Annotated in this window: 12 protein-coding genes; 3 read left to right on the forward strand and 9 right to left on the reverse strand. The window is 76.2% G+C overall.

Going from position 1 to position 26,393, the window contains the following annotated elements:
- Positions 1 to 815 (forward strand): CE1 family esterase (locus H505_RS47085; protein WP_034521888.1); only part of this gene is annotated, 815 nt, incomplete at its 5' end.
- Positions 816 to 860: 45 nt separating this feature from the next.
- On the opposite strand, the gene H505_RS0138620 is transcribed toward H505_RS47085, so the two are convergent.
- The 4 genes from H505_RS0138620 to H505_RS47095 all read right to left on the reverse strand — a co-directional run bounded on the left by H505_RS0138620 (position 861) and on the right by H505_RS47095 (position 15,595).
- Positions 861 to 1,058, reverse strand: coding sequence for an MbtH family protein (locus tag H505_RS0138620; protein WP_026406240.1), 198 nt, complete (start codon positions 1,056 to 1,058; stop codon positions 861 to 863).
- A complete protein-coding gene (locus tag H505_RS0138625) occupies positions 1,058 to 2,341 on the reverse strand; it encodes a lysine N(6)-hydroxylase/L-ornithine N(5)-oxygenase family protein (RefSeq protein ID WP_026406241.1) in 1,284 nt (427 codons plus the stop codon). The genes H505_RS0138620 and H505_RS0138625 overlap by 1 nt, the downstream gene beginning before the upstream one ends.
- Positions 2,341 to 3,354, reverse strand: a complete 1,014-nt coding sequence (locus H505_RS47090) for an iron-siderophore ABC transporter substrate-binding protein (protein WP_051301630.1) — start codon at positions 3,352 to 3,354, stop codon at positions 2,341 to 2,343. Before H505_RS47090 ends, H505_RS0138625 begins: the two co-directional genes overlap by 1 nt.
- A 103-nt stretch (positions 3,355 to 3,457) precedes the next feature.
- Positions 3,458 to 15,595, reverse strand: coding sequence for a non-ribosomal peptide synthetase (locus H505_RS47095; protein ID WP_051301631.1), 12,138 nt, complete (start codon positions 15,593 to 15,595; stop codon positions 3,458 to 3,460).
- A 171-nt stretch (positions 15,596 to 15,766) separates the two neighbouring features.
- Between H505_RS47095 and H505_RS48460 the strand changes: the two genes are divergently transcribed.
- Complete coding sequence (locus H505_RS48460; RefSeq protein WP_245592741.1) at positions 15,767 to 17,083, forward strand: salicylate synthase; 1,317 nt, start codon at positions 15,767 to 15,769, stop codon at positions 17,081 to 17,083.
- An 84-nt stretch (positions 17,084 to 17,167) separates the two neighbouring features.
- Here H505_RS48460 and H505_RS47110 read toward each other — a convergent pair whose 3' ends face one another.
- On the reverse strand, positions 17,168 to 18,811 hold the full coding sequence (locus H505_RS47110) for a (2,3-dihydroxybenzoyl)adenylate synthase (protein WP_051301655.1): 1,644 nt from the start codon (positions 18,809 to 18,811) through the stop codon (positions 17,168 to 17,170).
- A 5-nt stretch (positions 18,812 to 18,816) separates the two neighbouring features.
- Positions 18,817 to 19,224, reverse strand: coding sequence for an aspartate 1-decarboxylase (gene panD / locus H505_RS0138655; RefSeq protein ID WP_425248289.1), 408 nt, complete (start codon positions 19,222 to 19,224; stop codon positions 18,817 to 18,819).
- Between the two features lie 92 nt (positions 19,225 to 19,316).
- On the opposite strand from panD, the gene entS reads away from it, so the two are divergent.
- Entirely contained in the window at positions 19,317 to 20,678 is a 1,362-nt protein-coding gene (entS, locus tag H505_RS47115) for an enterobactin transporter EntS (RefSeq protein WP_064743795.1), read from the forward strand.
- 16 nt (positions 20,679 to 20,694) lie between these two features.
- Here entS and H505_RS0138665 read toward each other — a convergent pair whose 3' ends face one another.
- The 3 genes from H505_RS0138665 to H505_RS0138675 all read right to left on the reverse strand — a co-directional run bounded on the left by H505_RS0138665 (position 20,695) and on the right by H505_RS0138675 (position 26,386).
- Positions 20,695 to 24,171, reverse strand: coding sequence for a non-ribosomal peptide synthetase (locus H505_RS0138665; RefSeq protein ID WP_026406244.1), 3,477 nt, complete (start codon positions 24,169 to 24,171; stop codon positions 20,695 to 20,697).
- Positions 24,172 to 24,257: 86 nt separating this feature from the next.
- Positions 24,258 to 25,349: an iron chelate uptake ABC transporter family permease subunit gene (locus H505_RS0138670; RefSeq protein ID WP_026406245.1), complete on the reverse strand. Its 1,092-nt coding sequence runs from the start codon at positions 25,347 to 25,349 to the stop codon at positions 24,258 to 24,260.
- The gene (locus tag H505_RS0138675; protein WP_233617589.1) at positions 25,346 to 26,386 is read right to left on the reverse strand and encodes a FecCD family ABC transporter permease; all 1,041 of its coding nucleotides are present in this window, start codon (positions 26,384 to 26,386) and stop codon (positions 25,346 to 25,348) included. The genes H505_RS0138670 and H505_RS0138675 overlap by 4 nt, the downstream gene beginning before the upstream one ends.
- Between the last annotated feature and the right edge of the window lie 7 nt (positions 26,387 to 26,393).

A 26,393-nucleotide genomic window follows, 5' to 3' on the forward strand; every position in this document is an offset into this window, starting at 1 on the left:
CCCAGACGCCGGCCCCGACCCCGTCCGGCACGACCGATCCGTCCGGAACGACCGAGCACACCATCGCCATGGGCGACTGGAAACGCCCCTACCTCCTGCACCTCCCGCCGGACCGGAAGGACGGCGAGCCGCTGCCGCTCATCGTCGCGCTGCACGGCGGGCTCAACGATCCGCGGTACGTCCGCGAGCAGAGCGGCCTCGACGCCGTCGCCGACGCGCGGGGCTACGCCGTCGCGTACCCGGAGGGCCTGCTCGGCACCTGGAACGCGGGCGCCTGCTGCTGGTTCGCGCGCTGGGCCGGCGTCGACGACGTCGCGTTCCTCGACCGGCTCATCGACACGCTCGTGCGGGAGGGCGTCGCGGACCGCCGCCGGGTGTTCCTCACCGGGTTCTCCAACGGCGGCGGGATGGCGTACCGGTACGCGTGCGAGCGCGCCGGGCGGGTCGCCGGGGTCGCGGTCGTGTCGGGGGCGCTCGCCGTCGGCTGCACGCCCGACCGGCCGATCTCCGTGCTGGCGTTCCACGGCACGTGGGATCCGTCCGTCCCGTATTTCGGCGGCGGGAACATGGACGCCGACGTGAAGTTCCCGTTCCTGCCCGTCCGGCTCCTCATGGAGTTCTGGCGGTGGATCGGGGGCCTGTCCGAACTGTCCTACCCGCTGCGGAACGCCCCGGACGGCTGCGTCGGGACCGCGCCCGGCCCGGTGCTGGTCGCACTGTGCACGATCCAGCGGGGCGGGCACGAGTGGCCGTCGTTCGCGAGCGCGCTGATCGGCGAGTTCTTCGACGCCCGGCCGTCCTCGCCCGGCGCGTGAGCGCCGGGGCGCGGCGGGCGGCGCGGGCCGCCCGCCGCGCCCCGGTCAGGACCGCAGGCTGCGCGGGCGGAGGTCCGTCCAGTTCTCGTTGACGTACTCGACGCACGCGGCGCGGGGCGCCGGGCCGGACGCGACCGTCCAGCCGCCGGGCACGTCGGCGAACGCGGGCCACAGCGAGTGCTGGCCCTCGTCGTTGACCAGGACGAGGAACGTCCCGTCGGCGTCGTCGAACGGGTTGGACATCATGCCTCCTGGGCGACGGGGGCGGACCGGCGGGCGATCGAGCGGACGATGTCGCCGGTGCGCACCGCCGTCATGGACAGCAGCGACGAGGCGATGCCGTGGCTGTGCTCGGTCGCGCCCTGCAGGTAGACGTTCCACCGGCAGCCGGGCTCGGTGGCGACGCGGTAGTCGCGCTCCATCGCGACGCGGCCGTCCGGGCCGGTGACGCACTGCCGCCCGGCCTCGCCGAGCAGCGCCACCGGGTCGCGCTCGCGGTACCCGGTCGCGTACACGACCGCGTCGGCGTCCAGGTCGGCGGTCTCCCCGGTCGGCAGGAACCCGACGCGCATCCGGACGGCGTCCGGGTCCTCGCGCACGTCCAGGACGCGCGAGACGTTGAGGATCCGGAGCCGCTGCACGCCCGCGACCTTCTCGGCGTAGGCGCGGCGGTACAGCTCGTCGATGAGGTCGAGGTCCACCACGGAGTAGTTGGTGTTGCGGGAGTAGTCCATCAGCATCCGCTTCACCTCGTCCGGCGCCGCGTAGTAGTGCTCGACGGCCTCCGGGTCGAAGATGCGGTTGGCGAAGGAGCTGTCGTCGGCCGGCGAGTAGCCGTACCGGGCGAACACCGCGCACACCTCGGTGTCCGGGTACGTCCGGTGCAGGTACTCCACGGCCTCGGCGGCGCTCTGCCCGGCGCCGACCACGACGACGCGCCGCGGGTCCCAGCCGGGCCGCCCGGCCAGCCGGGTCAGCAGGTCCTCGCTGTGCCAGATCCGGTCGCCCGCCCGCACCCCCTCCGGCAGGACGGGCTCGAGTCCGGCGCCGATGACCACGTTGCGCGCGAGATGCGTTTCGAGCTCGTCGTCGCGCCGCACGACGACGGCGAGCGTCGCGTCGTCGTGCGGCTTCAGCGCGACCACCTCGGAGCGGTAGCGGACCCGGCCGGCGAACGCGGCGGCCGTCCATTCCAGGTAGTCGTGGAACTCCACCCGGGTCGGGAACATCGTCTTGTGGTTGACGAAGTCGACCAGGCGGCCTTTGCCGTGCAGGTAGGACAGGAAGGAGTAGCGGCTGGACGGGTTGCGCAGCGACACCAGGTCCTTGAGGAAATGGACCTGCATGGTGGCGCCGTCGATGAGCATCCCCTTGTGCCAGCCGAACTCGGCCTGCCGTTCGAAGAACACGGCGTCCGCGCCCGGTCCGTACTCCTCCTCCAGCGCCACCGCGAGCGCGAGGTTGGAAGGTCCGAACCCGACGCCCACGACGTCATGGACGGGGATCTGCATACGCTCCTCCGGCATCAGGCGGACTCGGCCTTCGCGGCCGCCTCCGCGATCTTGGGGACGACGTTGTCGATGAGGTACGGGACGGCCAGCGGCGTCGGGGTCCGCAGCGCCCAGAACTCCTTGAGGTCGATCGGGACGTAGGAGCCGCGCTCGACGACGTCCAGACCGGAGAACAGCTGCGAGTCCTCGAACTTCTTCTGCGTCGCGGGGTCGTCGTTGTAGTGGGCGACCAGCACGTCGACGTCGAGGACGGCCAGCTTCTCCATGCTCAGCTCGGCGGCGAAGCCCTCGCCGGAGAGCTCCGAGATCTGCCCGGGCAGCGTCATGCCGAACTGGTTCAGCAGCTTGACGCTGGTGTCCTCCGGGGACTTCATCACGGCGATGTTCCCGGACGGCATGACGCTGGTGAACGCGACGCCCTTGCCGGCGAGCGGGGGGTGCTCGGACTTGACGGCGGCGATCTTCGCCTCGACGTCCGCGACGAGCTTCTCGCCCTCGGCCTTGCGGCCGATCGCCGTGGCGGCGTTCACGGTGATCTGCTGCCAGGAGTCCTCGGCCGGTCCGGTCTGGTAGGCGACCGTGGGCGCGAGCCGGGACAGCTTCTCGTACTCCTTGTCGATCCAGAAGTCGCCGCCCGCGAGGATGAGGTCGGGTCGCAGCGCCGCGATCTCCTCGAGGTTGAACCCGGCCTCGCCGGCCTTCAGCAGCTTCGGCTTCTCGCCGGTGAGCTTGGGCGCGGTCCACGGGGCGAAGCCGTCCTGCTGGACGCCGGTCAGCTCGGTCATCCCGACGGGCTGGACGCCGAAGGCGAGCAGCGTGTCCTGGTCGACCTCGCCCAGCGTGACGATCCGCTCCGGCTCGGACTCGATGACGGCCTTGCCGAGCTTGTGGGTGATCGTGACCGGGAAGGCTCCGCCGGCGGCGCCGGACGTCTCCTGGGCGGGTTCGTCGTCGCCGCACGCGGCCGTCGCGCTCAGGCCGAGGACGAGCGCGCCCGCGACGGCCAGCCGCCGCATCATGTTGCGCATAGTGGACCGGTGTCCTTCCACGTTTCCAGGGGGTTACCGTCGGAAGATCTTAGGTTAGGCTCGCCTAACTTGACAATGGCCGGGTTCGATATTGAGAGCCCTCTCACCGCCGTCCGGCCAGTTCCGGACGTTCCAGCAGCGCGGCGACGCTCGGCGCGGCCATCAGCGTGGCGATCTTCACGGTCTCGTGCCCGGTCTCCCTCCTGATCCGCCGGACGAGCCGCATGGCGAGCAGCGAGTGCCCGCCGAGGTCGAAGAAGTCGTCGTCCGGCCCCACGTGCGGGACGCCCAGCTCGGCGGCGAAGATGCGGCACAGCGCGTCCCGCAGGTCCGTGGCCGCGCGCGCGGTCCGCGCGGGCGCGGGGACGTCCGGCCGGTCCCCCGCCGGGCCTGCGGTGGCCGGGACGGCCGGGCCGGTGGCGGGCGCGGGCAGCGCGGCGACCGGGACGCCCGGGTCGGCGGCGACCGCCTCCAGCACCGCGACGAGGCCGTCGGCCAGCGCGGCGGCGGTCGCGGCGTCGAACAGGTCGGCGGAGTAGTCGAGGACCAGCCGCAGCCCGCCGTCCGGCGTCTCGCGGAAGATGAAGTCCAGGTCGAACTTCGCCGCGCTCGGCGCGAACGGCGCCTCGCGCTGCTCGAGGCCCGGGAACCGGACGTCCCCCACCCCCTGGTTCTCGTAGCCGACCATCACCTGGAACAGCGGGTTGCGGCCCGGCACCCGGCGGGGGCGCAGCGCCTCGACCAGCGCCTCGAACGGCAGGTCCTGGTGGGCCAGGGCCGCGAGGTCGGCCTCCCGGACGCGGGCGAGCAGGTCGGCGAACGTCGGCGCGCCGGACAGGTCGGCGCGCAGGACCAGCGTGTTGACGAAGAACCCGACGAGGTCGGCGGCGGCCTCCTCGGTGCGGCCCGCGACCGGGCTCCCGAGCGGGACGTCGTCGCCCGCGCCCGCCCGGTGCAGCAGCGCCGCCACGGCGGCCTGGCCGACCATGAACATGCTGGCCCCCGCGTCGCGCGCGACGCGGCGGAGCCGTCCGGTGAGGCCCGGCGGCAGGTCCGCGGTCAGGACGGCGCCGCGCTGCCCGACCGTCCCGGGGCGGGCCCGGTCGACCGGCAGCGGGACCTCCTCCGGGGCGCCCGCGAGCGTCCGCGCCCAGTGGTCGAGCTGCCGGGCGTGCACGCCGCCCGGGTCGAGCGGGTCGCCGAGCAGCTCCCGCTGCCACAGGGCGTGGTCGGCGTACTGGACGGGCGGCGGCGCCCAGCCGGGCGCCTCCCCGCGGAGCCGGGCGGCGTACGCCGCGGCAACGTCGCGCGCGAACGGGCCGAAGGACCACTCGTCGAACGCGATGTGGTGGAACACCGCGAGCAGCAGGTGCTCGCGCTCCCCTTCGGGGAACAGCGCGACCCGGAGCGGGATGTCGGCGGCGAGGTCGAACGGCCGGGCGATGAACGCGGCCGGGTCGCCCTCCGCGACCTCCAGGACGGGACGCGCCTCCTCCGGCGGCAGGATCCGCTGGTGCGGGGCGCCCTCGTGCTCGACGAACACGGTGCGCAGGGCCTCGTGCCGTTCGACGACGTCGCCGAGCGCCGCCTCCAGCGCGGCCCGGTCCAGGTCGCCGCGCAGCCGGACGCCGAGCGGCAGGTGGTAGGCGTCGCGCGGGCCGTCGTCCTCGCGGAGCAGCTGGTCGAGCAGCCACAGCCGGTTCTGCGCGGACGACGCCGGGACGAGCCCGGCGCGGTCGCGCGGCGCGAGGGCGGGCCGGGCGGCGGCGCCCGCGTTACGGTGCACCCGCTCGGCCAGCTCGGCGACCGTCGGCGCCTCGAACAGGTCGCGGACGGCCAGTTCGGCGCCCAGCACCGCGCGGGCCCGGCCGACGAGGCGGGTGGCCAGCAGCGAGTGCCCGCCGAGGTCGAAGAAGTCGTCGTCGATCCCGGCGCCCGGCGCGTCCAGCACCTCCGCGAACAGCGTGCACAGCAGCTGCTCGACGGGCGTGCGCGGCGGGCGCCCGGCGCGGCGCGGGCCGTCCCGGCCGGGGTCGGGCAGGGCGCGGCGGTCGAGCTTGCCGTTGACGGTGAGCGGCAGCGCGTCCAGCGTCATGACCGCGCTCGGCACGAGGTACCCGGGCAGCCGCCGCTTCAGCCCTTCCCGGACGCGGGCGGCGAGCACCCCGAGGTCGCGCGCGGCGAGGGGGTCGTTGGCGTAGGACGCGGGCGGACGGCCGGGCGCGGCGGGCAGGTGCGCGGGCGCGCCGCCGAACACGGCGTCGTACCGTCCGATCCGGTCGGACGGCGTGAGGACCGCGTCCGGGAACCGCGCGAGGAACTCCTCCGGCTCGATCCCGGCGGGCGGCGCGGCCAGCGCCTCCCGCGCCTCGTCGGCGGACCCGCCGTCCCGCAGGACCCGCAGCGCCGCGGCCTCGCCGGAGAGCCGGGGGTCCGGGATGCCCCGGACGCGCACCGCTCCGGACGTCCCCGCGAGCAGCGCCTCGACCTCCGCCGCGCCCGGCACGCCGTCCGCGCCGGGCGGCGCGGGCGCCGCGGGCCAGTCGACGACGGCGGCTTCGGGGGCGGCGGGGAGGCCGGGACCGGCCTTCCGGAGGACCGCGTCGTAGCGGTGGCGGGTCAGCTCGTTGTGGCGGACGCCGCGCCGGGTGAGGACGTCGACGCGGGCGGGGCCGTCCAGCGCCGCGAAGAACGCGGGGTCGAGGAGGAGCTCCTTCTCCATCCGGACGGCGCGCTCGACCGCGGCGGCGTCGGCGTCGCCCCGCCCGAGGCGGACGGCGGCGTGCAGGCAGCGGACGGTGCGCAGGTCGCGGACGTCGCCGACGAACAGCGCTCCCCCGGGCGCGAGCAGCCGCATGGCCTTGGCGACGACGTCCTCCAGGTATCCGGCGCCCGGGAAGTACTGGACGACCGAGTTGATGACGATCGTGTCGAAGTGCTCTTCCGGGAGGCCGTCGGTGTCGTGCGCGGGGCGGCAGCTCAGCCGGACCGGGGAGTCGGGGCCGAGGTCGGCGCGGAGCTTGTCGATGACGGGTGCGGAGAAGTCGGTGCCCCAGTACTCCTCGGCGTCCGGGGCGAGGCGGGTCAGCAGGAGGCCCGCGCCGACGCCGATCTCCAGGACGCGGCGCGGGTTCAGGTCCCGGATCCGCGCCACGGTCGTCTCGCGCCACTCGCGCATGTCGTCGAGCGGGATCGGCGCGCCGTCGTAGCTGCTGTCCCAGCCGGCGAACTCCTCGGTCCGGACGACGGTCCCGACCTCGGTGTACTCGGCGTCGTAGATCTGCCGCCACTCGGCGAGCTGCTCGTCGGCGGCGCCGTCGCGGGCGCCGTCGGGGACGACGTAGCCGACGAGCCGCTTGACGCCGGGCACGTCGGTGTCGGCGGCGATCACGGCGGCCTGCCCGACGCCGGGTTCGGCGGCGAGCGCCGCCTCGACCTCGGCGAGCTCCACCCGGTAGCCGCGGATCTTGACCTGGTCGTCGGTGCGGCCGAGGAAGTCGATGTTGCCGTCGTCGCGGACCCGGACCAGGTCGCCGGTGCGGTACATGCGGCCGCCGGAGCCGTCGAACGGGTCGGCGACGAACCGCTCGGCGGTGAGGTCGGGGCGCCCGAGGTAGCCGCGGGCCAGACCGGCCCCCGCGATGTACAGCTCGCCGGGCGTGCCCGGCGGGACGGGGCGCAGCGCGCCGTCGAGCACGTATCCGCGCGTGTTCCAGATGGGCTTGCCGACGGTCGGGGTGGCGCTGTCCTCGGTGCCGCCGCCGAGCGTGTTGATCGTGTACTCGGTCGGCCCGTACAGGTTGTAGCCGAGGACGCCGTCCGCGTCGGCGAGCCGCTCCCAGACGGACGCGGGGACGGCCTCGCCGCCGAGCAGGACGAGCGGCGGCCGGTGCTCCCCGTCGAGCAGCCCTTCGTCGAGGAGCTGCTGCGCGTAGGTCGGGGTCACGTTGATGACGTCGATGCGGTGCCGCCGCAGGTAGTCGGTGAGGGCCTCGGCGTCGCGGCGCAGGTCCTCGTCGCAGACGTGCACCTCGTGGCCCTCCACGAGCCAGAGGAGTTCCTCCCACGACATGTCGAACGAGAACGACACCGTGTGCGCGATCCGCAGCGGGCGGCCGTCCGTCGCCTCCATGACCGGCTCGAAGATGTTGGCGCGGTGGTTGTACTGCATGTTCGTCAGGCCCCGGTACGGGGTGACGACGCCCTTCGGGCGCCCGGTGGAGCCGGAGGTGTAGATGACGTACGCCGGGTGGTCGAGCCGGCCGGGCGTCCCGGGCGCGAAGCCGGGCGTCTCCTCGGGGGCGAGGTCGTGCCCGGGGAGGTCGGCGAGGGTCTTGGCGGTGGCGGGGTCGTCCAGCGCGAGGACGGTCCCGGCGTGCGCCAGCCCGGCGGCGATGCCGCGGTGCGACACCAGGACGGCGGGACCGGCGTCGGCCAGCATGTAGTCGAGCCGGTCGGCGGGGTAGTCGAGTTCGAGCGGCAGGTAGGCGGCGCCGGTGCGCAGGACCGCGAACAGGGCGACCACCGTCTGCGCGGAGCGCGGCAGCGCGAGCGCGACGACCCGTTCCGGGCCGGCGCCGTGCGCGAGCAGCAGCCGCGCGAGCCGGTTGACCTCGGCGTTCAGCTCCCCGTAGGTGAGCCGGACGTCCGGCTGCGACACGAGCGCGGGCGCGTCGGGCCGCCGCCCGGCGCGCTCGGCGAGCAGTTCGGCGACCGTGACCTCGGGGACGGGCCGCACCGCCGCGTCCCGGTCGCGGCGCAGCCGGTCGTGCTCGGCGGGCACGAGCAGGTCGACCCGGTGGCACGGCGTCTCCGGCGCGGCCGCCAGCGTCTCCAGGACCCGGACGTACCGGTCGGTGATCCGCTCGGCCTCCGCCTCGGTGAACGCGTCGCCCCGGTACATGACGCGCAGTCCCGCGCGGGACCGGGCCGCGTCCGGCTCGACGACCATCGTCACCGGGTAGTGGGTGGCGTCGCGGACCTCGCGGCCGCGGACCCGCAGGTCGCCGGACGGGCCGAAGCCCCGGTCGGTGGGCATGCCGGGGAAGTTCTGGAAGACGAACAGCGTGTCGAACAGGGTGCCGAGGCCGGTGGCGCGCTGCACGTCGGCGAGCGCGACGAAGGAGTGGTCGAACAGGTCCGACTGCTCGGCCTGCACGCGTGCGAGGACGTCCGCCAGCGGGTCGGCGGGGCCCGCCTGCACGCGGACGGGGATGGTGTTGAACAGCAGCCCGACCATCGACTCGACGCCGTCGACGTCGGGGTGGCGGCCGGACACCGAGGCGCCGAACACGACGTCGTCCCGCCCGGTCATCGCCGTGAGCACCAGGCCCCAGGCGGTCTCGTAGAGGGTGCCGGGGGTGACGCCGCGGTCGCGGGCGACCGCGTCGAGCCGGTCGGCGAGCCCGGCGGGCAGGTCGCGGCGGACCTCGCCCGCGTCGGCGAGGTCGGCGGGGGCGTCCACCAGGCCCGGCCGGACGAGCGCGGGCTCGTCGAACCCGGACAGGGCGCGCCGCCACGCGTCCACGGCGGCGTCCCGGTCGCGCGCGTTCACCCAGTCGAGGAACGCGCGGAACGGCGGGACGGGCCGCGCGGCTTCGGCGGCCGCGTCGGTGTAGGCGTCGAGCAGCGAGGTGACCAGCAGGCCGCCGGACCAGCCGTCGAGCAGGATGAGCTCGGACGTCAGCACCAGCCGGTGGTCGTCAGGGGCGAGGCTCGCGAGGCCGAACCGGATGAGCGGCGGCGCGGCCGGGTCGAACCGCTCGGCGCGCTGCGCGTCGACGAACGCCTCCAGCTCGTCCTCCCCGGCCACCCGCGCGTGCGTCCACGGTGTCGCGATCTCGTCGGGGACGAACTGGACGGCGCGGTCGCCGTCGGTCCGGAACCCGGCTCGCAGGTTGGGGAACTTGCGCAGGACGGTGCGGGCGGCTTCGGCCATCCGCTCCGCGTCGACCGGCCCGGACAGCGTCACGACGGCCTGCTGCACGTAGATGTCGCGGCCCTCGCCGGCGAGCATCAGGTGGAACAGCAGCCCCTCCTGCAGCGGCGACAGCGGCAGCTCACCGGACCCGTCCTCCTCCCCGGCGGCGCCGGGTCCGGCGGCCGGGGCCTCGGCGGCCTTCGCGAGGGCCTCGACGGTCCGCAGCCGGAACACGTCCCGGACGGTGAACGACAGGCCGGCGCGGCGGGCGCGGGCGACCAGCAGGGCCGCGCCGATGCTGTCGCCGCCGGCGCGGAAGAAGTCGTCGTCGGCGCCGACCTCGGGACGGTCGAGGACGGCGGCGGCGAGCCGCGCCAGGACCCGCTCGGTCCCGGTGGCGGGCGCGCGCCCGGCGCGGCGGCCCGGCGCGGGCAGCGCCCGCCGGTCGGTCTTGCCGTTGGGGTTGAGCGGCAGCTCGTCCAGCACGACCAGGTCGGCGGGGACGAGGTAGTCGGGCAGGACGGCGCGGAGCCCGTCGAGGACCGCGTCCGGGTCCGGCTCGGCGCCGGGCGCGCCGGTGACGTACCCGACGAGCCGGGAGCCGTGCGCGGCGACGGCGGCGCGGCGGACGCCCGGCCGCGCGGCCAGCGCCGCCTCGACCTCGCCGGGCTCGATCCGGAACCCGCGGATCTTCACCTGGTCGTCGGCGCGGCCGAGGAACTCCAGGCGGCCGTCGCGGCGGCGCCGCACCCGGTCGCCGGTGCGGTACAGGCGGGACCCGGGCGGGCCGAACGGGTTCGCGACGAACCGCTCCGCGGTGCGGGCCGGGTCGCCGAGGTAGCCGCGCGCCAGCCCGTCCCCCGCGAGGTACAGCTCGCCGACCGGCGCCTCGCGCAGCGCCGGGTCGAGGACGTACGCGCGGGTGTTCGCGATCGGCTCCAGCCCGGCGCCTTCGGAGACCAGGCTGTCGCCCGCGGCCTCGGAGCAGCCGTACAGGTCGACGAGCCGCGCCGGGATCCGGCCGGCCAGCGCGGGCGGCAGCGCCTCGCCGCTGCTGATCCAGGTGGTGACGGAGGCCGGGAGCCCGTTCTCGGCGAGCGCGGCGAGCAGGCTCGGGACGAGCGTGACGGTGCGGACTTCGTGCCGCTCGATGAACGCGGCGAGCGCGACGGCGTCCGCGGCGGTGGCGTCGTCGGCGATGACGACGGTGTCGCCGGCGACGAGGCCGCCGAGCAGCTCGGTCGTCCCGTCGATGAACGCGGGCGAGGACTTGGCGACGCGGACGCCGCCCGGTTCGGTGAGGTCGGCGCCCCACGCGAGGCGGTTCGCCAGGGCGCGCTGCGTGCCGGCGACGGCCTTCGGGACGCCGGTCGACCCCGACGTGAAGATCACGTAGGCGGGGTGGTCGGGCCGGACGTCCGGGCGGGGGCGCGGCGGCGCGGCGGCGGGCGGCTCGTCCCGGCCGAGGACGAGCAGCGGCCGGACGGCGTCCAGCATCGCGTCGATCCGGGCGGGCGGGTACGTGAGGTCGATCGGCAGGTACGCGGCCCCGGTCTTGAGGACGGCGAGCAGCGCGACGGCGAACTCGGCGGAGCGCGGCAGGGCGAGCGCGACCGTCCGCTCCGGTCCCGCGCCCGCCGCCGCGAGCCGGTCGGCGAGGGCCTCGGCGCGGCGGTCCAGCTCGGCGTAGGTGAGGCGGGTGTCGCCGAACACGACGGCGACGGCGTCGGGGTCGCTCGCGGCCCGCTTCTCGACGAGCCGCGCGGCGGTCGCGGGCGTCGCGCGGGCGGTGTCGGGGTGCTCGACGGGCGCGGCGAGCGACGACAGCCGGACGGACGGGTCGGCGGTGACGCGGTCGAGCAGCTCGGCGAGGTCGCCCAGCAGGCCCTCGACGGTGGCGGCGTCGAACAGGTCGGCGGCGTACGCGGCGAACCCCTCGACCTCCTCGTCGCCCTCCGCGAAGTAGACGTCGAGGTCGAACTTGACGCCGCCGGTCTCGGGCAGGAACGGCTCGGCGCGCACGCCGGGCAGCGCGAGCCGCACGTCGTCCAGCCGCTGGTGGACGATCATCACCTGGAACAGCGGGCCGCGGGCCAGCGACCGTTCGGGCGCGAGCCGCTCCACGACCCGCTCGAACGGCACGTCGGCGCGGGAGAACGCGGCGAGGTCGGCGGCGCGGACCCGCTCCAGCAGTTCGGCGAACGAAGGGTCGCCGGACAGGTCGGTGCGCAGCACCAGCGGGTTGACGAACACGCCGACGAGGCCCGCGAGGTCGTCGTCGGCGCGGCCCGCGATGGGCGAGCCGAGCGCGATGTCGTCGCCCGCGCCCGCCCGCCGCAGCAGCGCGGCGACGGCGGCGTGCAGCACCATGAACACGCTGGTGCCGGTCTCGCGCGCGAGCCGCCGCGCCCCGGCGGCCGGCAGCCGGAACGGGACGAGCCCGCCGCGGTGGCTCGGCTCCGCCGGGCGGGGCCGGTCGAACGGCAGGACGGTCTCCTCCGGCAGCCCCGCGAGCGCGCGTTCCCACGCGTCGAGCCCGTCGGCGGTGTCCGGGGCGGCCTCGCGCTGCCAGGTCGCGTACTCGGCGTACTGCACCGGCAGCGGCTCCCAGTCCGGGACGTCCCCGGCGGCGCGCGCCGCGTAGGCGCGGCCGAGGTCGGCGAGCAGCGGCGTGAACGACCACTCGTCGGCCGCGGCGTGGTGCAGCAGCAGGACGAGCGTCCACGCCTCGTCGCCCGTCCGGACCAGGGTGCCGCGGACGGGGAGGTCCGCGCCGAGGTCGAAGGCGTGCGCCGCCGCGGCCGCCTCGATCTCCGCGCGCCGCGCGGCCGTCTCGCCGCGCGCGTCCACGGCGGTGAACGGCGCGCCCGTCCCCGCGGGCAGGACGCGCTGGACGGGCAGCCCGTCGGCGTCCTCGACGAGCAGCGTGCGGAGGGCCTCGTGGCGGTCGACGACGTCGTGGAACGCGGCTTCGAGCGCGGCGGCGTCCACGGGGCCGGTGAGCCGCATGCCGAGCGGCAGCGCGTAGGACGCGGACGGGCCGCGGAGCCGCTCCTCCAGCCACAGGCCGAGCTGCGCCGCCGACGCCGGGACGGTCTCGGGCCGGACCACGTCGCGGACGCGCGGGCCCTCGGCGGCCGCGAGCCGCGGCGCGAGCGCCGCGACCGTCGGGGCCTCGAAGACGTCGGCGATGGACAGCGACCGGCCCAGCTCGGCGCGGGCCTTCGCGGCGACGCGGGCGGCCAGCAGCGAGTGCCCGCCGAGCGCGAAGAAGTCGTCGTCGATGCCGACCCGGTCGAGGCCGAGCAGTTCGGCGAAGACGGCGCACAGCGCGGCCTCGCGGGCGTCGCGCGGCCCCCGGTCGGAGACGTCGGCGTCCGGCGCGGGCAGCGCGGCCCGGTCGAGCTTGCCGTTCACCGTGCGGGGCAGCTCCGCCAGCGGCACGAGCGCGGACGGCGCCATGTAGTCGGGCAGCGCGGCGGCGAGCGCCGCGCGCAGGTCGCCGGGGTCCGCGTCGCCGACGTAGTAGCCGACGAGGCGGGGCTCGCCCGGCCGGTCCTCGCGGACCGTGACGGCCGCCTGCTCGACGCCGGGCCGGGCCGCGAGGACGGCCTGCGCCTCGGCGGGCTCGATCCGGAACCCGCGGATCTTCACCTGGTCGTCGGTGCGGCCGAGGTACTCCAGGGAGCCGTCGCGGGCGCGGCGCGCCAGGTCGCCCGTCCGGTACATGCGGGACCCGGGCGGGCCGAACGGGTCGGCGACGAACCGCTCGGCCGTCAGGTCGGGGCGGTTCACGTAGCCGCGGGCGAGCTGCTCGCCCGCGAGGTACAGCTCGCCGGGCACGCCGGGCGGGACGGGGCGCAGCCCCGCGTCCAGGACGTGCGCGCGGGTGTTGCGGAACGGCAGGCCGATGCCGGACGCGGGCAGGTCGGCGGCGGTCGCCCAGATCGTCGCCTCGGTCGGCCCGTACATGTTCGTGGCGAGCGCGGCCGTCCCGGCGAGGGACTCGGCGAGCGCGGGCGGCAGCGCCTCCCCGCCGACGAGCACCCGCAGGCCCGCGAGCGCCGCCGGGTCGAGGGTGCCGAGCAGGGACGGCGTGCCCTGCACGACGGTGGCGTCCGCCAGCAGGGCGGCGAGCCGGGCCGGGTCGCGGACGTCGTCGCGGCCGGCGAGCACCACCGTCGCGCCGTCGACGAGCGGCGCGTACAGCTCGAGCGCGGCGATGTCGAACGCGATCGTGGTGACGGCGACGAGCCGGTCGTCCGGGGTCAGGCGCAGCCGGTCGCGGGTGTCGAGGAGGAAGTTCGCGAGGGCCCGGTGCGGGACCGCCACGCCCTTGGGCCGCCCCGTCGACCCCGACGTGTAGATGACGTACGCGAGGTCGTCGCCGCGGACGGGCACCGGGGCGGACGGGGCGTCCTCCAGGGGGCCGTCGAGGACGAACACGGCGGTGCCGTCCGGCAGCAGCCCGGCCGTCTCGGGCGCGGCGACGGCGCAGACCGGACGGGCGTCGCCGAGCATGTACGCGAGGCGCTCGGGCGGGTGCTCCAGGTCGAGCGGCAGGTAGGCGGCGCCCGCCCTGAGCACCCCGAGCAGGGCCGCGACGAGGTCGGGCGTGCGCGGCAGCGCGAGCGCGACGACGGTGCCCGGCCCGGCGCCGCGCGCCCGCAGCGCCGCGGCGAGCGCGGCCGACCGCCGGTCCAGCTCGGCGTAGGTGAGCGCGCCGTCCCGGGTCTCGACCGCCGTCGCGGCGGGCGTCCGCGCCGCCTGCGCGGCGAACAGCCCGACGACCGTGGTGTCCGGGAGGGGGGCGTCCGTGGCGTTGGCGCCGTCGATGGCGGCGCGTTCGGCGCCGTCCATCAGCTCCAGCGCGCCGAGCGGGCGGTCGGGGTCGGCGAGCGCGTCGCCGAGGAGGGTCTCCAGGTGCGCCAGGAGCGCGTCGATGCGCGCGTCGTCGAACAGCTCGCGGCGGAACGTCGCCTCGACCGTCATGCCCCGCGGCCGGACGAACGCCTCCAGCGAGAGGTCGAAGTGGGTGGTGCCGTTGTGGACGTGCGTCCAGCTCGTCGTCACGCCCGGCAGGTCGAGCTCGCCGATCTCCTGGGCCAGGAACAGCAGCATCGTGTCGAAGAACGGGGACCGGCCGCCCGCCCGCGCGGGCCGCAGCTCCCGCACGATCCGGTCGTAGGGCGCCGCCTGGTGCGCGAACGCGTCGGCGCAGGTCCGGCCGACGCGGCGCAGCGCCTCCCGGAACGTCGGCGCGCCCGACAGGTCCGCGCGCAGGACCAGCGTGTTGCCGAAGTTGCCGACGAGCCGCTCGACCTCGGCGTGCTCCCGGTTCATCACCGCCGACCCGATCGCGACGTCGTCCGCGCCGGTGTACCGGTGCAGCAGGGCCGCGTACGCCGTCAGCATCACCATGTACGAGGTGAGGTTCTCCTCGGCGGCGAGCTTGCGCATCCCCTCGGTGACGTCGTCGCCGAACCGCCGGGCGCGGCGCCCGCCGCGCTCGGACGCGGTCGCGCCGCGCGGCCGGTCGGCGGGCAGGTCGAGCGGCGCGGGTGGCGGGTCGAGCCGCGCGCGCCAGAAGGCCAGGTCGTCCTCGTTGACCGGCCGCCGCTGCTCCCACTCGGCGAAGTCGGCGTACTGGACGGCGAGGGCGGGCAGGCCGTCGGGCTCCCCCGTGAGGGCGGAGCGGTAGAGCGCCGACAGGTCGCGCGACAGCGAACCCCAGGTCATGCCGTCCCACGCGATGTGGTGGACGACGAGGACGAGCGCGTGCGCGTCCGGGCCGAGCCGCAGCAGCTCCAGCCGGATCGGCCGCTCGGCGCGCAGGTCGAACGGCCGCGCCGCCAGTTCCGCCGCCCGCGCGTCCGCGTCGGCGCACTCGACGGGCGCGAGGCCGAGCGCGTCGTCGTCCGTCACGACCTGCACGGCGCCGAGGCCGTCGGACGCTTCCGGGCCGCCCTCGGCACCGGACTGGCCGCCGGGGCGTGCGGCTGCGTCCGGGGCGTCGCGGTAGACCGTGCGGAGGATCGCGTGGCGGCGGATCAGGGCGCGGAGCGCCCGCTCCAAGGCGCCGGTGTCGAGAGGCCCGTCCATGCGGACGAGGAGGCACACGTTGTAGGCGGCGCTGTCCGGGAACGTCCGGTGGTGCAGCCACATGCTCTGCTGCGCGTGGGACAGGGGCGCGGGCCCGTCGTGTCCTCGCGGGGCGAGCCGGGCGGCGCCCGGGCCGAGGCCCCTCTCCGCCATCATCCGCCGCATCAGTTCGCGTCGCCGGGCCGCCGTTTCGCCGAGGCTCGTCTGCTGCTCCTGCACGCTCAACTCTTTCGTTGTCGGCTTCACCACCGCCGGTTAGGTTAGCCTTGCCTACGAAAAGCGCACAAGGTTAGCCTTACCTAAGTTTTCGGGTGACCCCCCCGGCCCGGCGAAAGGGAGTTGGCTGCCTTGTCCATCGGTGTCACGTATGAAGAGCCCACGGAAACGGTCGTGGAGAGCACCGCCGACCCGCTGGCCCTGATGGCCGGACTGGCCGGTTCCGGGCTGTTCGACGACCACGTGGTCTACGAGCGGCCCGGCTCGTGGACGTTCGCGGGCGGCGCGCTCGGCGAGGTGGTACTGGAGGACGGCGAGGTCCGCACCCGCTGGCCGGGTGCGGAACCCGTGGTCAGGCCGTGGACGGGACGTCCCGCCGAGGCGCTGCGCGAGGCGTTCGCCGCGGCCCCGCTGCCGGTGTGGAACGCCTACGGATGGATCGCGTTCGAATTCGCTGCGAAGCGGCAGAACGACACTGCTGCGAAGCGGCGCGACGGTACTGCTGCGGAGCGGACGAGCGGGCGGCTCGCGCACCTGGTCGTCCCGCGTGTCGAGGTCCGGGTGCGGGACGGTCGGGCGCACATCACGGGCGTGGACGCCGACGAGATCGAGCGGGTGGCGAAGCTGGTCGCGGCGGGCGGCGCGCCCGCGCCGGCCCCGGCGTCCCCGGTGGACGTGCGGGTCGGCGGGGACGCCTACCGGGAGCGGGTCGCGCGGGCCGTCGCCGACATCGGCGCCGGCCGCTACCAGAAGGTGATCGTGTCCCGGAGGCTGGACGTTCCTTACCCCGTGAACACGGTCGCGACGTACGTGCGCGGCCGCGCCGCCAACACCCCCGCGCGGTCGTTCCTGCTCGACCTCGGCGGCTTCCAGGCGACCGGGTTCAGCCCCGAGGTGCTCGCGAGCGTCGACGCGGACGGCACCGTGATGACGCAGCCGCTCGCGGGGACGCGGGCGTTCGGGCGGGGCGCGGACGTGGACGCGCGGACGCGCCGGGAGCTGGAGAGCGACCCGAAGGAGATCTTCGAGCACGCGGTGTCGGTCCGCACGTCGCAGGAGGAGCTGGACCGGGTGTGCGCGCCGGGCAGCGTCCGGGTCACCGGGTTCATGACCGTGAAGGAGCGGGGCAGCGTGCAGCACCTCGGGTCGAGCGTGAGCGGCGTGCTCGCGCCGGGCCGGACGTGCTGGGACGCGCTCGACGCGCTCTTCCCGGGGGTGACGGCGTCGGGCATCCCGAAGCCGGAGGCCATCGAGGCGATCGGCGGGCTGGAGGAGCGGCGCGGGCTCTACTCCGGCGCCGTCCTGGCGGTGTCGCACGACGGGGCGCTCGACTCGGCGCTCGTCCTGCGGGCGCTCTACAGCCGGGACGGACGGGCCTGGCTGCGGGCGGGCGCGGGGATCGTCAGCGGCTCGACGCCGGAGCGCGAGTACGAGGAGACGTGCGAGAAGCTGTCGAGCATCGCGCCGCACGTCGTCCCGCTGGGCCGGTAGGCCGGGGGCCCGGCCGGGCGCGCCGCCCGCCCCCGCGTCGCGGGGCGGGCGGCGCGCCGTTTCCGCGCCGGGTCGCCGCCGGGCTCAGGAGAGGCGGGCGGCCAGCTCCTTCTTGCTGATCTTGCCGACGGGGGTGCGGGGGAACGCGTCGACGGTCTCGATCCGGTCGGGCCACTTGTAGGCGGCGAGGCCGCGCTCGCGCAGGAAGTCCTTGAGTTCGGGCAGCGTCGGCGCGGCGCCGCGGACGACGAGGAACGCGCACGTCCGCTCCCCCATCAGCGCGTCGGGGACGCCGACGACGGCGGCGTCGTGCACGGCCGGGTGGGCGAGCAGGTGGTTCTCCAGCTCCTCGGCGGAGACCTTGTCGCCGCCCCGGTTGATCTGGTCCTTCTCGCGCCCTTCCACGATGAGGTGGCCGGACGGGAGCCGGCGGACGAGGTCGCCGGTGCGGTAGAAGCCGTCGGGGGTGAACGAGCGCGCGTTGTGCTCGGGGGCCCGGTAGTAGCCGCGCAGCGTGTACGGGCCGCGGGTGAGCAGCTCCCCCACCTCGCCCGGCGCGACGTCGGCGCCGTCGGCGTCCACGACGCGGACCTCGTCGGCCGGGGACAGCGGGCGGCCCTGGGTCCGCTCGACGATGTCGCGGGGGTCGTCGAGCCGGGTGTAGTTGAGCAGCCCCTCGGCCATCCCGAACACCTGCTGGACGCGGCAGCCGAGCGTCCGCGGCACCTCGGCGGCGCGTTCGGCCGCGAACTTGGCGCCGCCGACCTGGAGAAGTTCGAGAGACGACACGTCCTCCTCGGTCCACGACACGGCGTCCAGCCACAGGAGGGCAATCGGCGGGACGACGGCGCACACGGTCGCGCGCTCGCGCTCGATGAGCGGGAACGCCTCGTCCGGCGACCCGGACGGCGCGAGCACGACCGTCCCGCCGGTGGCGAACACGCCGAGGATCCCGGGGCAGGCGAGCGCGAAGTTGTGCGCGGCCGGGAGCACCACGAGGTAGACGGTGTCGCGGCCGAAGCCGCACACCTCGGCGCTGGCCTCCAGGTTGTAGACGTAGTCGCGGTGCGTCCGCGGGATCAGCTTCGGCAGCCCGGTGGTGCCGCCCGACAGCAGGAAGACCCCGACGCCGGCCGGATCCGGCCGCGGCGCGGCGGCGAGCCCGGCGGGGTCGGCGTCGACGTCGGCGAGGGCGGTGAACTCCTCCGCGTCGCCCTCGATGACGACGTGCTCGACCGGCAGCGTGCGGGCCATGGCCCGGTAGTCGAACGCGCCGTCGCGGTCGGCGGCGACGTAGGCGCGGGCCTCCGCCAGCTCGCACAGGTAGCCGATCTCGCTCTCCCGGTGCGCGGGCAGCGCGAGGACGGGCGCGGCGCCGATCCGCACGAGCGCCAGGAACGTCACGACGAACCCGGCGGAGTTGGGGAGCTGCACGACGACGCGGTCGCCGCGGCGGACGCCGAGCCGCAGCCAGCCCGCGGCGGCGCGGTCGGCGCGCCGGTCCAGCTCGGCGTACGAGATCCGCTCGTCGCCGGCGACGAGCGCGGTGCGGTCCGGGTCGTCGCGCAGGACGTCGCCGTCCAGGACGTCGCCGAGGAGGCGGTCGCCCCAGTAGCCCTCGGCCGCGTAGCGGTCGGCGAGGTCCTTCGGCCAGGGGGTGAAGCCGTCGGGGGCCGGGTCGGCGGGCGCGGCCCCGGACGGCTCGGCGGGCGGGTTGGCGCCGGTCACCGCGCTCACCGCCCGGCGAACTGCGCGTCGCGTCCGGCGGTGGGCGCCCCCGGGACGGGCTCGGCCGCGTCGTCGCCGAGCGCGACGACGCGGTTGGCGCCGTCCACGTGCACGACGCGCGGCCGGTGCGCGTCGCGGTCGGCGTCCTCCACGGCCGCGTAGGAGATGATGATGACGAGGTCGCCGGGCTGCACGAGCCGGGCGGCGGCGCCGTTGATGCCGATCACCCCGCTCCCCGCCTCCCCGGTGATGGCGTAGGTGACCAGCCGGGACCCGTTCGTGATGTCGACGACGTGGACCTGTTCGCCCTCCACGATGTCGGCGGCGGCCATCAGCTCGGCGTCGATCGTCAGCGACCCGACATAGTGCAGGTCCGCCTGTGTCACAGTCGCACGGTGGATCTTTCCGTTCATCAGCACGCGCTGCACGACATAGCCCTCTTTCTCAAGACCAACTAAGGCTAGGCTTACCTTAGCTATTCCCCCTCCCGAGGAGAACCCCGACGATGCTCCGGGAAACGTTCAGGCGCCTGGCCATGGACATCGGCCCGCTGCGCGACAGCCGGCCGTTCCGCGACGTGTTCATCGCCCGCACCGTCTCGGTCTTCGGGATCGGCATGCTGGCGGTCGCCCTGCCCGTGCAGGTGTACGCCATGACCGGCTCGACGGTGCACGTCGGCGCGGTGTCGGCCGCGGAGGGGTTCGCCCTGCTGGCCGGGTTCCTGTGGGGCGGCGTGCTCGCCGACCGGCACGACCGGCGGCGGCTGATGCTGCGGGCGCGGATCTTCGCCGGCGTCGGGTTCGCGCTGCTGACCCTGAACGCGTTCCTGCCGTCCCCGTCCCTCGCCGCGCTCTACGTCCTCGCCGCGTGGGACGGCTTCGCGACGGGCATCAGCGTCACCGCGCTGCTCGCCGCGACGCCCGCGCTCGTCCGTCCCGACAAGCTCGTCGCGGCGGGCGCGCTGAACGCGCTGACCGTCCGGCTCGGGTCGATGCTGTCGCCCGCCCTCGGCGGCGTGGTGGTGTCGGCGTTCGGCGTCGGCTGGAACTACGCGGCGGCCGCCCTCGGCACCCTCGGCACCGTCACGCTGCTCACCCGGCTCCCCGCCCTGCCGCCCGCGGAGGACGGGGAGGTCGCCGACCAGAACCCGCTGCGCGCCATCGGCTCCGGGCTGCACTTCGTCGCCACCCACCGCGTCGTGGGGTCCCTGATGCTCCTCGGCCTGCTGTTCATGGTCGCGGGCGGCATCCCCGTGCTGATGCCGGCGTTCGCCGAGCACGCCCTGGACGGCGGCCCCACGACCGTCGGGCTGCTGTACGCGGCGCCCGCGTGCGGCGCGGTGCTGGCGTCGGTCACCAGCGGCTGGGCGGGACGGTCGCGGCGGCCCGGCCGCGCGCTGCTGACGGCGTCCGTGGCCGGGTTCGCCGCGCTCGCCTGCCTCGGCCTCGCCCGGCATCCCGCGCTCGCCGTCGCGATCCTGTTCGGGTACGGGTTCGTCGCGTCGGTCGAGGAGATCCTGCGGTACGGGCTCATCCAGACGCACACGCCCGCGTCCCACCTCGGCCGCGTCAACGCGCTGTGGGCGGCGCAGGAGACCGGCGGCGAGGCCGTCGGGGCGATCGGCGCCGGCGCGCTCGGCCGCTACCTGGCGCCCGGCGCCGCCATCGTCGTGTACGGGACGGTCAGCGCCGTCCTCGCCCTCATGCTCGCGCTCACCCTCACGGGCCTGCGCACCGCGACGCTCGGGCCCGGCGCCGCCCCCGACGACGCCGGACCGGACGCCGGCACCGGCACCGGCACCGGCACCGACACGGGCACGGGGCCCGGTTCCGGCGTCGCGCTCGACGCCGGGCCCGAGCCCCGCTGATCCCCCACCGCCCGCGTCACCCGAGGCGGGCGGCGATCTCCTCCTCGGACAGCGCCTCGACCTCGAGCCAGATCGCGGCGACCGCCTCCAGACGTCCGGGCGTCTCCTCCAGCTCGGCGAACCGCCGGCACACGCGCGCGACCGTCCGCTCGGCGAACAGCACCCGCACCGGCAGCGCGCCGGTGTCGAGGGCCTCGCGGAGCCGGGCGACGACCGTCGTGGCGAGGACGGAGTCGCCGCCGAGGGCGAAGAAGTCGGCGTCCGCGCCGACGCGCTCCCTCCCCAGCACCTCGGCGACGATCCGGGCCGCCACCCTCTCCAGGGCGGTCTCGGGTTCGGCGTCCGCCGCGTCCGCGCGGCCCGCCTCGGCGGCGGCCGCCGCGGCCAGCGCGGTCCGGTCGACCTTGCCGTTGGCGGTGAGCGGCAGCGCGTCCAGCGCGACCAGCAGTTCGGGGACCATGTGCGGCGGCAGCAGCTCCTGGGCGCGGGCGAGCACCGCGTCCCGGTCGAGCCCGCCGCCCGGCCCGACCCGCGGGACGAGCGCGGCGGCGAGCCGGCCGCCGGCGACGAACGCCACGGCCCGTCCGACGGACGGGTGGTCGCGCAGCGCGGCCTCGACCTCGCCCAGCTCGATCCGGAACCCGCGGATCTTCACCTGGTGGTCGCGGCGGCCGAGGAACTCGATCGTCCCGTCCGGCCGGTAGCGGGCCAGGTCACCGGTCCGGTACCAGCGGACGCCCTCCACGGTGACGAACCGGTCGGCGGTCCGCTCCGGGTCGCCCGCGTAGCCGTCGGCGACGCCCGCGCCGCCGATCCACAGCTCGCCCGCCGCCCAGTCCGGGCGGTCGCGGCCCAGCTCGTCCACGACCCGGCAGGCGACGCCGCCGAGCGGCACGCCGTACGGGACGGCCGTCCAGTCGGCGGGGACGTCGCCCGCGACCTCCTGCACGGTGGAGTGGATGGCGGTCTCGGTCGTCCCGCCGAGCGCGACGAACCGGGCGTCCGGGGCGGTCTCGCGCAGCAGCGCGGGCAGGTGCGTCCCGACCCAGTCGCCGCCGAGCAGCACCAGCCGCAGCGCGGGCGCGGGCGGCCCGTCCGGCGAACCGGCCCGCAGCAGCATCTCCAGCACCGACGGGACGCAGTTCAGCACCGTCACCGACCACCGGCGGGCCAGCGCGGCCCAGCGGGCCGGGTCGCGCCGCTCGTCCTCGCGCGGGACGGCGATGGCGCCGCCCGCGGTCCACGCGGCGAACAGGTCGAACACCGACAGGTCGAAGTCCAGCGCCGACACCGCGAGCGTGACGTCGTCCGGGCCCATGCCGAAGCGCTCGACGAGGTCGCCGATGGTGTTCATCGCGGCGCCGTGGGACACCTCGACGCCCTTCGGCTCGCCCGTCGATCCCGACGTGAACAGCACGTACGCGACCTGGTCCGGCCGCACCGCGGCCGGTTCCGCCAGGGGCTCGACGGCGCCGGCCGCGTCGAGGGCGACGAACGCGGGGGGACGGCCGTCCCCGCGGCCGGACGAGCCGAGTCCGGCGTCCGCCGCGGTCGAGGTCAGCACGGCGGCGACGCGGGCGCTCTCGCGGATCCCGGCGCGGCGGGCCGCGGGCTGCTCCGGGCCGATCGGCACGTACGCGGCGCCCGCCGCGAGGACGCCGAGGGCGGCGACGGCCTGGTCGGGGCCCTTGGGCAGCTCGATCGACACGCGGTCGCCGGGACGGACGCCCGCGGCGGCGAGCGCGGCCGCCGTGCGCAGGGCGCGGTCGGCGAGGCCCCCGTAGGTGAGGACGCCGTCGTCGCCCCAGTGCAGGGCGGGCGCGCCGGGCGCGCGGCGCGCATGGTCGAAGAAGCCGCGGACCAGGGTCGACGGGGGCGGCGGCGGGGTGGAGTTGAGGCGGTGCCGGAGCCGCAGCCGGTCGGGGGACGCGCCGGCGCCGAGCCGCACGTCCCAGTCGGCGCCGGACGCGCCCAGGCGGGTGATCGCGGACGTGTAGGCGTCGAACATCGCCTCCGCGACGCCGTCCGGGAACGCGGGCACCCGCACGTCCCAGTTGAGCAGCAGGCCGCCGGACACCTCGGTGACCTGCGCGTCCAGGAGCACCTGCGGGCCCTGCGAGATGATCCACGCGGGCTCGCCGAAGCGTTCGCGGACCGCGTCGCCGAACAGCTCGCCGAGGTTGAGGGCGCTCGTGTAGACGATGGGCGCGAGCACCTGCTCGCCGCGCGCGCGGGACAGGTCGCGCAGCACTTCCAGGCCCGAGTAGTCGCTGTGCGCCCCGGCCGTGTGCAGGGCCGCCTGCAGGGCGCGGGCCCGTTCCAGGAACGTCAGGTCGGCGGTGAGGTCGACCTCGAGCATGATGGAGCCGGTGAAGTCGCCGACGACGGCGTCCACGTCGGGGTGGACGGGCTCGCGGTGGAACAGCGGCAGGTTCAGCAGGAACCGCGGCGTCGCCGACCACGCGCCGACGACCTCGGCGAACACCGCCGCGAGCGCCATGGCGGGGGTGACGCCGGCGGCGTGCGCGCGGGCGAGGAGGCGGTCCTTGTCGGGCGGCGCCAGCCAGTGGTGCCTGCGCTCGACGCGGTCGCCGGGCTCGGGGAGGACCGGCAGTTCGGGCGGGCCGGGCAGGTCGGCGAGCCGTCCGGCCCACCACGCGCGGTCGCGCTCGCGGGCCGCGGCGCGGGGGTCGTCGGCGAGGTAGCGGGCGTAGCCGTAGCGGATCGGGGCGAGGGGCTCGCCCTCGTACAGCGCGGCGAGGTCGGCCAGCATGACGCGGTAGCTCATCGCGTCGGCGGCGACCATGTCGACGTCCAGGTGGACGCGGGCCGTGCCGTCCGGGAGCAGGCTGAGCCGGGCGTCGAACACGCGGCCGTCCTCGATGGGCAGGCGCTGCCGCGACATCTCCGCCCGGACGCGCTCGAGCCCGCCGTCGGCGTCGGCGGCGCCGCGCAGGTCGTGGACGGTGACGGCGGGCTCGGGGCGCTCCGGCAGGATGCGCTGCGTCCCGTCGTCGAGGACGGCGACGCGCAGCATCGGGTGCCGCCGGGCGAGGGCCCGGACCGCGTCCTCGAACCGGCCGGGGTCGACGGCGCGGCCGTCCAGCTCGACGTACAGGTGCGCGGCGACGGAGCCGAGCGCCTGCCCGGAGTCGCGGCCGATCCAGTACGCGTGCTGCATGAGGCCGAGCGGAAACGGGTCGGCGGGCTCGATCTCCGCGGGGTCGAGCGCGGCGGCCGCGCCGGTCTCCGCGGGCTCGGCGGGCTCGGCCTCGGCCTGGCCGCGCTGGACGAGCAGGTCCCACCACTGGCCGAGGGTGGGGCGTTCGGCCAGCTCGGCGAAGCGGATCTCGACGCCCCGGCGGCGCAGCCGTCCGGTCAGCTGCATGAGCCGGATCGAGTCCATGCCCAGCTCGATGAGGTTGTCGTCGGCCGCGGCGGGTTCGCCGAGGACGTCCGCCAGCAGGGTGTGCAGCTCTTCCCGGGTCAGCACGGAACTCCCCTCCGAATTAGGTAAGGCTAACCTAATTGAGGAGCGACCGGCCGTCAACGCCCCGGCACGCCGCCGGAGGGCGGCCGTCAGCCCATGCCGCGGCGGCCCGACGTCGACAGCAGCCAGGCCAGGTACACGCCGCCCAGGACGCCCGTCACGACGCCCACCGGCATCGCGACCGGCATGTGCAGGGAGATCAGGTCGCCGCAGGCCAGCAGCGCGGCGCCGGTCAGCGCGGCCGGGAGCAGCTGCGCCCCCGGGCGGCGGGTCAGCCGCCGGGCGAGCTGCGGCGCGGCCAGCGCGACGAACGGGACCGGCCCGGCCGCCGCGGTCGCCGCCGCGACGAGCCCCACCCCGACGATCACCAGCAGCAGCCGTGTGCGCTGCACCGGGACGCCGAGGGCCTGCGCGGCGTCGTCCCCCAGCTCCCCCATGCCGAGGCTCCGCGACAGCAGCAGCGCGGCCGGGACGAGCACGGCCAGCGCGACCGCCAGCGGCACCGCCTGGTCCCAGTCGCGCCCGTTGAGGCTGCCCGTCAGCCAGAACGCGGCCTCGTACGCCTCCGTCAGCTCGGCCCGCGTGATCAGGTAGGAGTTGAACGCCTGCAGCATCGCCGCCGCGGCGACGCCGATCAGCACGAGCCGGACGCCCACGACCCCGCCGCCGCGCCGGTACGCGACCAGGTAGACGGCGAGGGCGGTGAGCACCGCGCCGGCGGCCGAGCTGGCGGTGATGGCGACCGCGCCGCCGCCGAACACGAGGATCTGCAGCAGCGCGCCGGACGCGCCGCCCTGCGTGAAGCCGATGAGGTCGGGGCTGCCGAGCGGGTTGCGCGACATGCTCTGGAAGATCGCCCCGCTGAGGCCGAGCGCCAGCCCGACCAGCAGCCCGGTCACCGCGCGCGGCAGCCGCAGCGTCTGCACGATGAACTCGGTCGCCCGGTCGCCCTGCCCGACGAGCGCCGCGACCACGTCCGGCGGGGCGATGGGGAAGTCGCCGGAGCCGACGACCAGCACCGCGGCGCCCGCCGCGAGCAGCGCGAGCGCCGCGCACACCGCGGCGGCGCGCGGCTCCCACCGCACCGACACCGCGCCCGCGCGCACCACCCGGCCCGTCATCGCCCGGCCCGCCGCCTTCCCGGGCGGCGCGCCGCCGGGCGTCTTCGTCGAGGCGCTCACAGCTCGCGCGTCCTTCCCCGCCGGACCATCACGATGAACAGCGGCGCCCCGACGAACGCCGTGACGATGCCCGTCTCCAGCTCGCCCTGCGCCACGACCCGTCCCGCGATGTCCGCCCACAGCAGCAGGACGGGCGCCAGCAGCAGCGAGAACGGCACGACCCACCGCAGGTCGGGGCCGACGAGGGCCCGCACGATGAACGGCACCGCCAGGCCGAGGAACGTGATCGGGCCCGCCGCGGCCGTCGCCGCCCCGCACAGCAGGACGATCGTGAGCGCGCCGAGCGCGCGCGTCCGTCCGGGCCGCGCGCCGAGCGCCCGCCCCGCGTCGTCGCCGAGCCCGACCGCGTTCAGCGGGCGGGCCAGCGCCAGCGCCAGGGCGACGCCGGCGACGACGAACGGCAGCACCCGCCAGAAGACGCCGAGGTCGCGTCCCGCGAGGTACCCGACCTGCCAGAACCGGAAGCCGTTGAAGCTCTGCGGGCTGAGCAGCATGAGGCCCGCGGTGAGCGCGCTGAACACCGCGTTGACCGCGGCGCCCGCGAGGACCAGCCGGGCGGGCGACGCGCCGCCGCGCCCGCGCGCCCCGATCGCGTACACCAGGGCCGCCGCGCCGGCCGCGCCCGCGAACGCCGCCCACACGTAGACGAGGACCTCGTCGACGTCGAAGAAGCCGATGACGATGACGACCGCGAGGGCGGCGCCGCCGTTGACGCCGAGCAGGCCCGGCTCGGCGAGCGGGTTGCGGGTGAGCGCCTGCATCACGGCCCCGGCGAGCCCGAGCGAGATCCCCACCAGGATGCCGAGCACGGTGCGGGGCAGCCGCAGCTCGTGGACGATCAGCGAGTGCTGCGTCCCGTCCGGCGACAGCACCGACGGCAGCACCCGGCGGAACGGGACCGACTCGGCGCCGATCGCGAAGCTGGCGACGACCGTCAGCAGCAGCACGGCGAGGAGGAGGAGCAGGCCGCCCCAGCGGCCCGCGCGGCGCGGCACGGCCGCCTTCGGCGGCGGCTCCGCGGCAGGGGGTTTCCGCACGGAGGAC

The organism is Actinomadura rifamycini DSM 43936 (genome assembly GCF_000425065.1).
Lineage (GTDB): Bacteria > Actinomycetota > Actinomycetes > Streptosporangiales > Streptosporangiaceae > Spirillospora > Spirillospora rifamycini.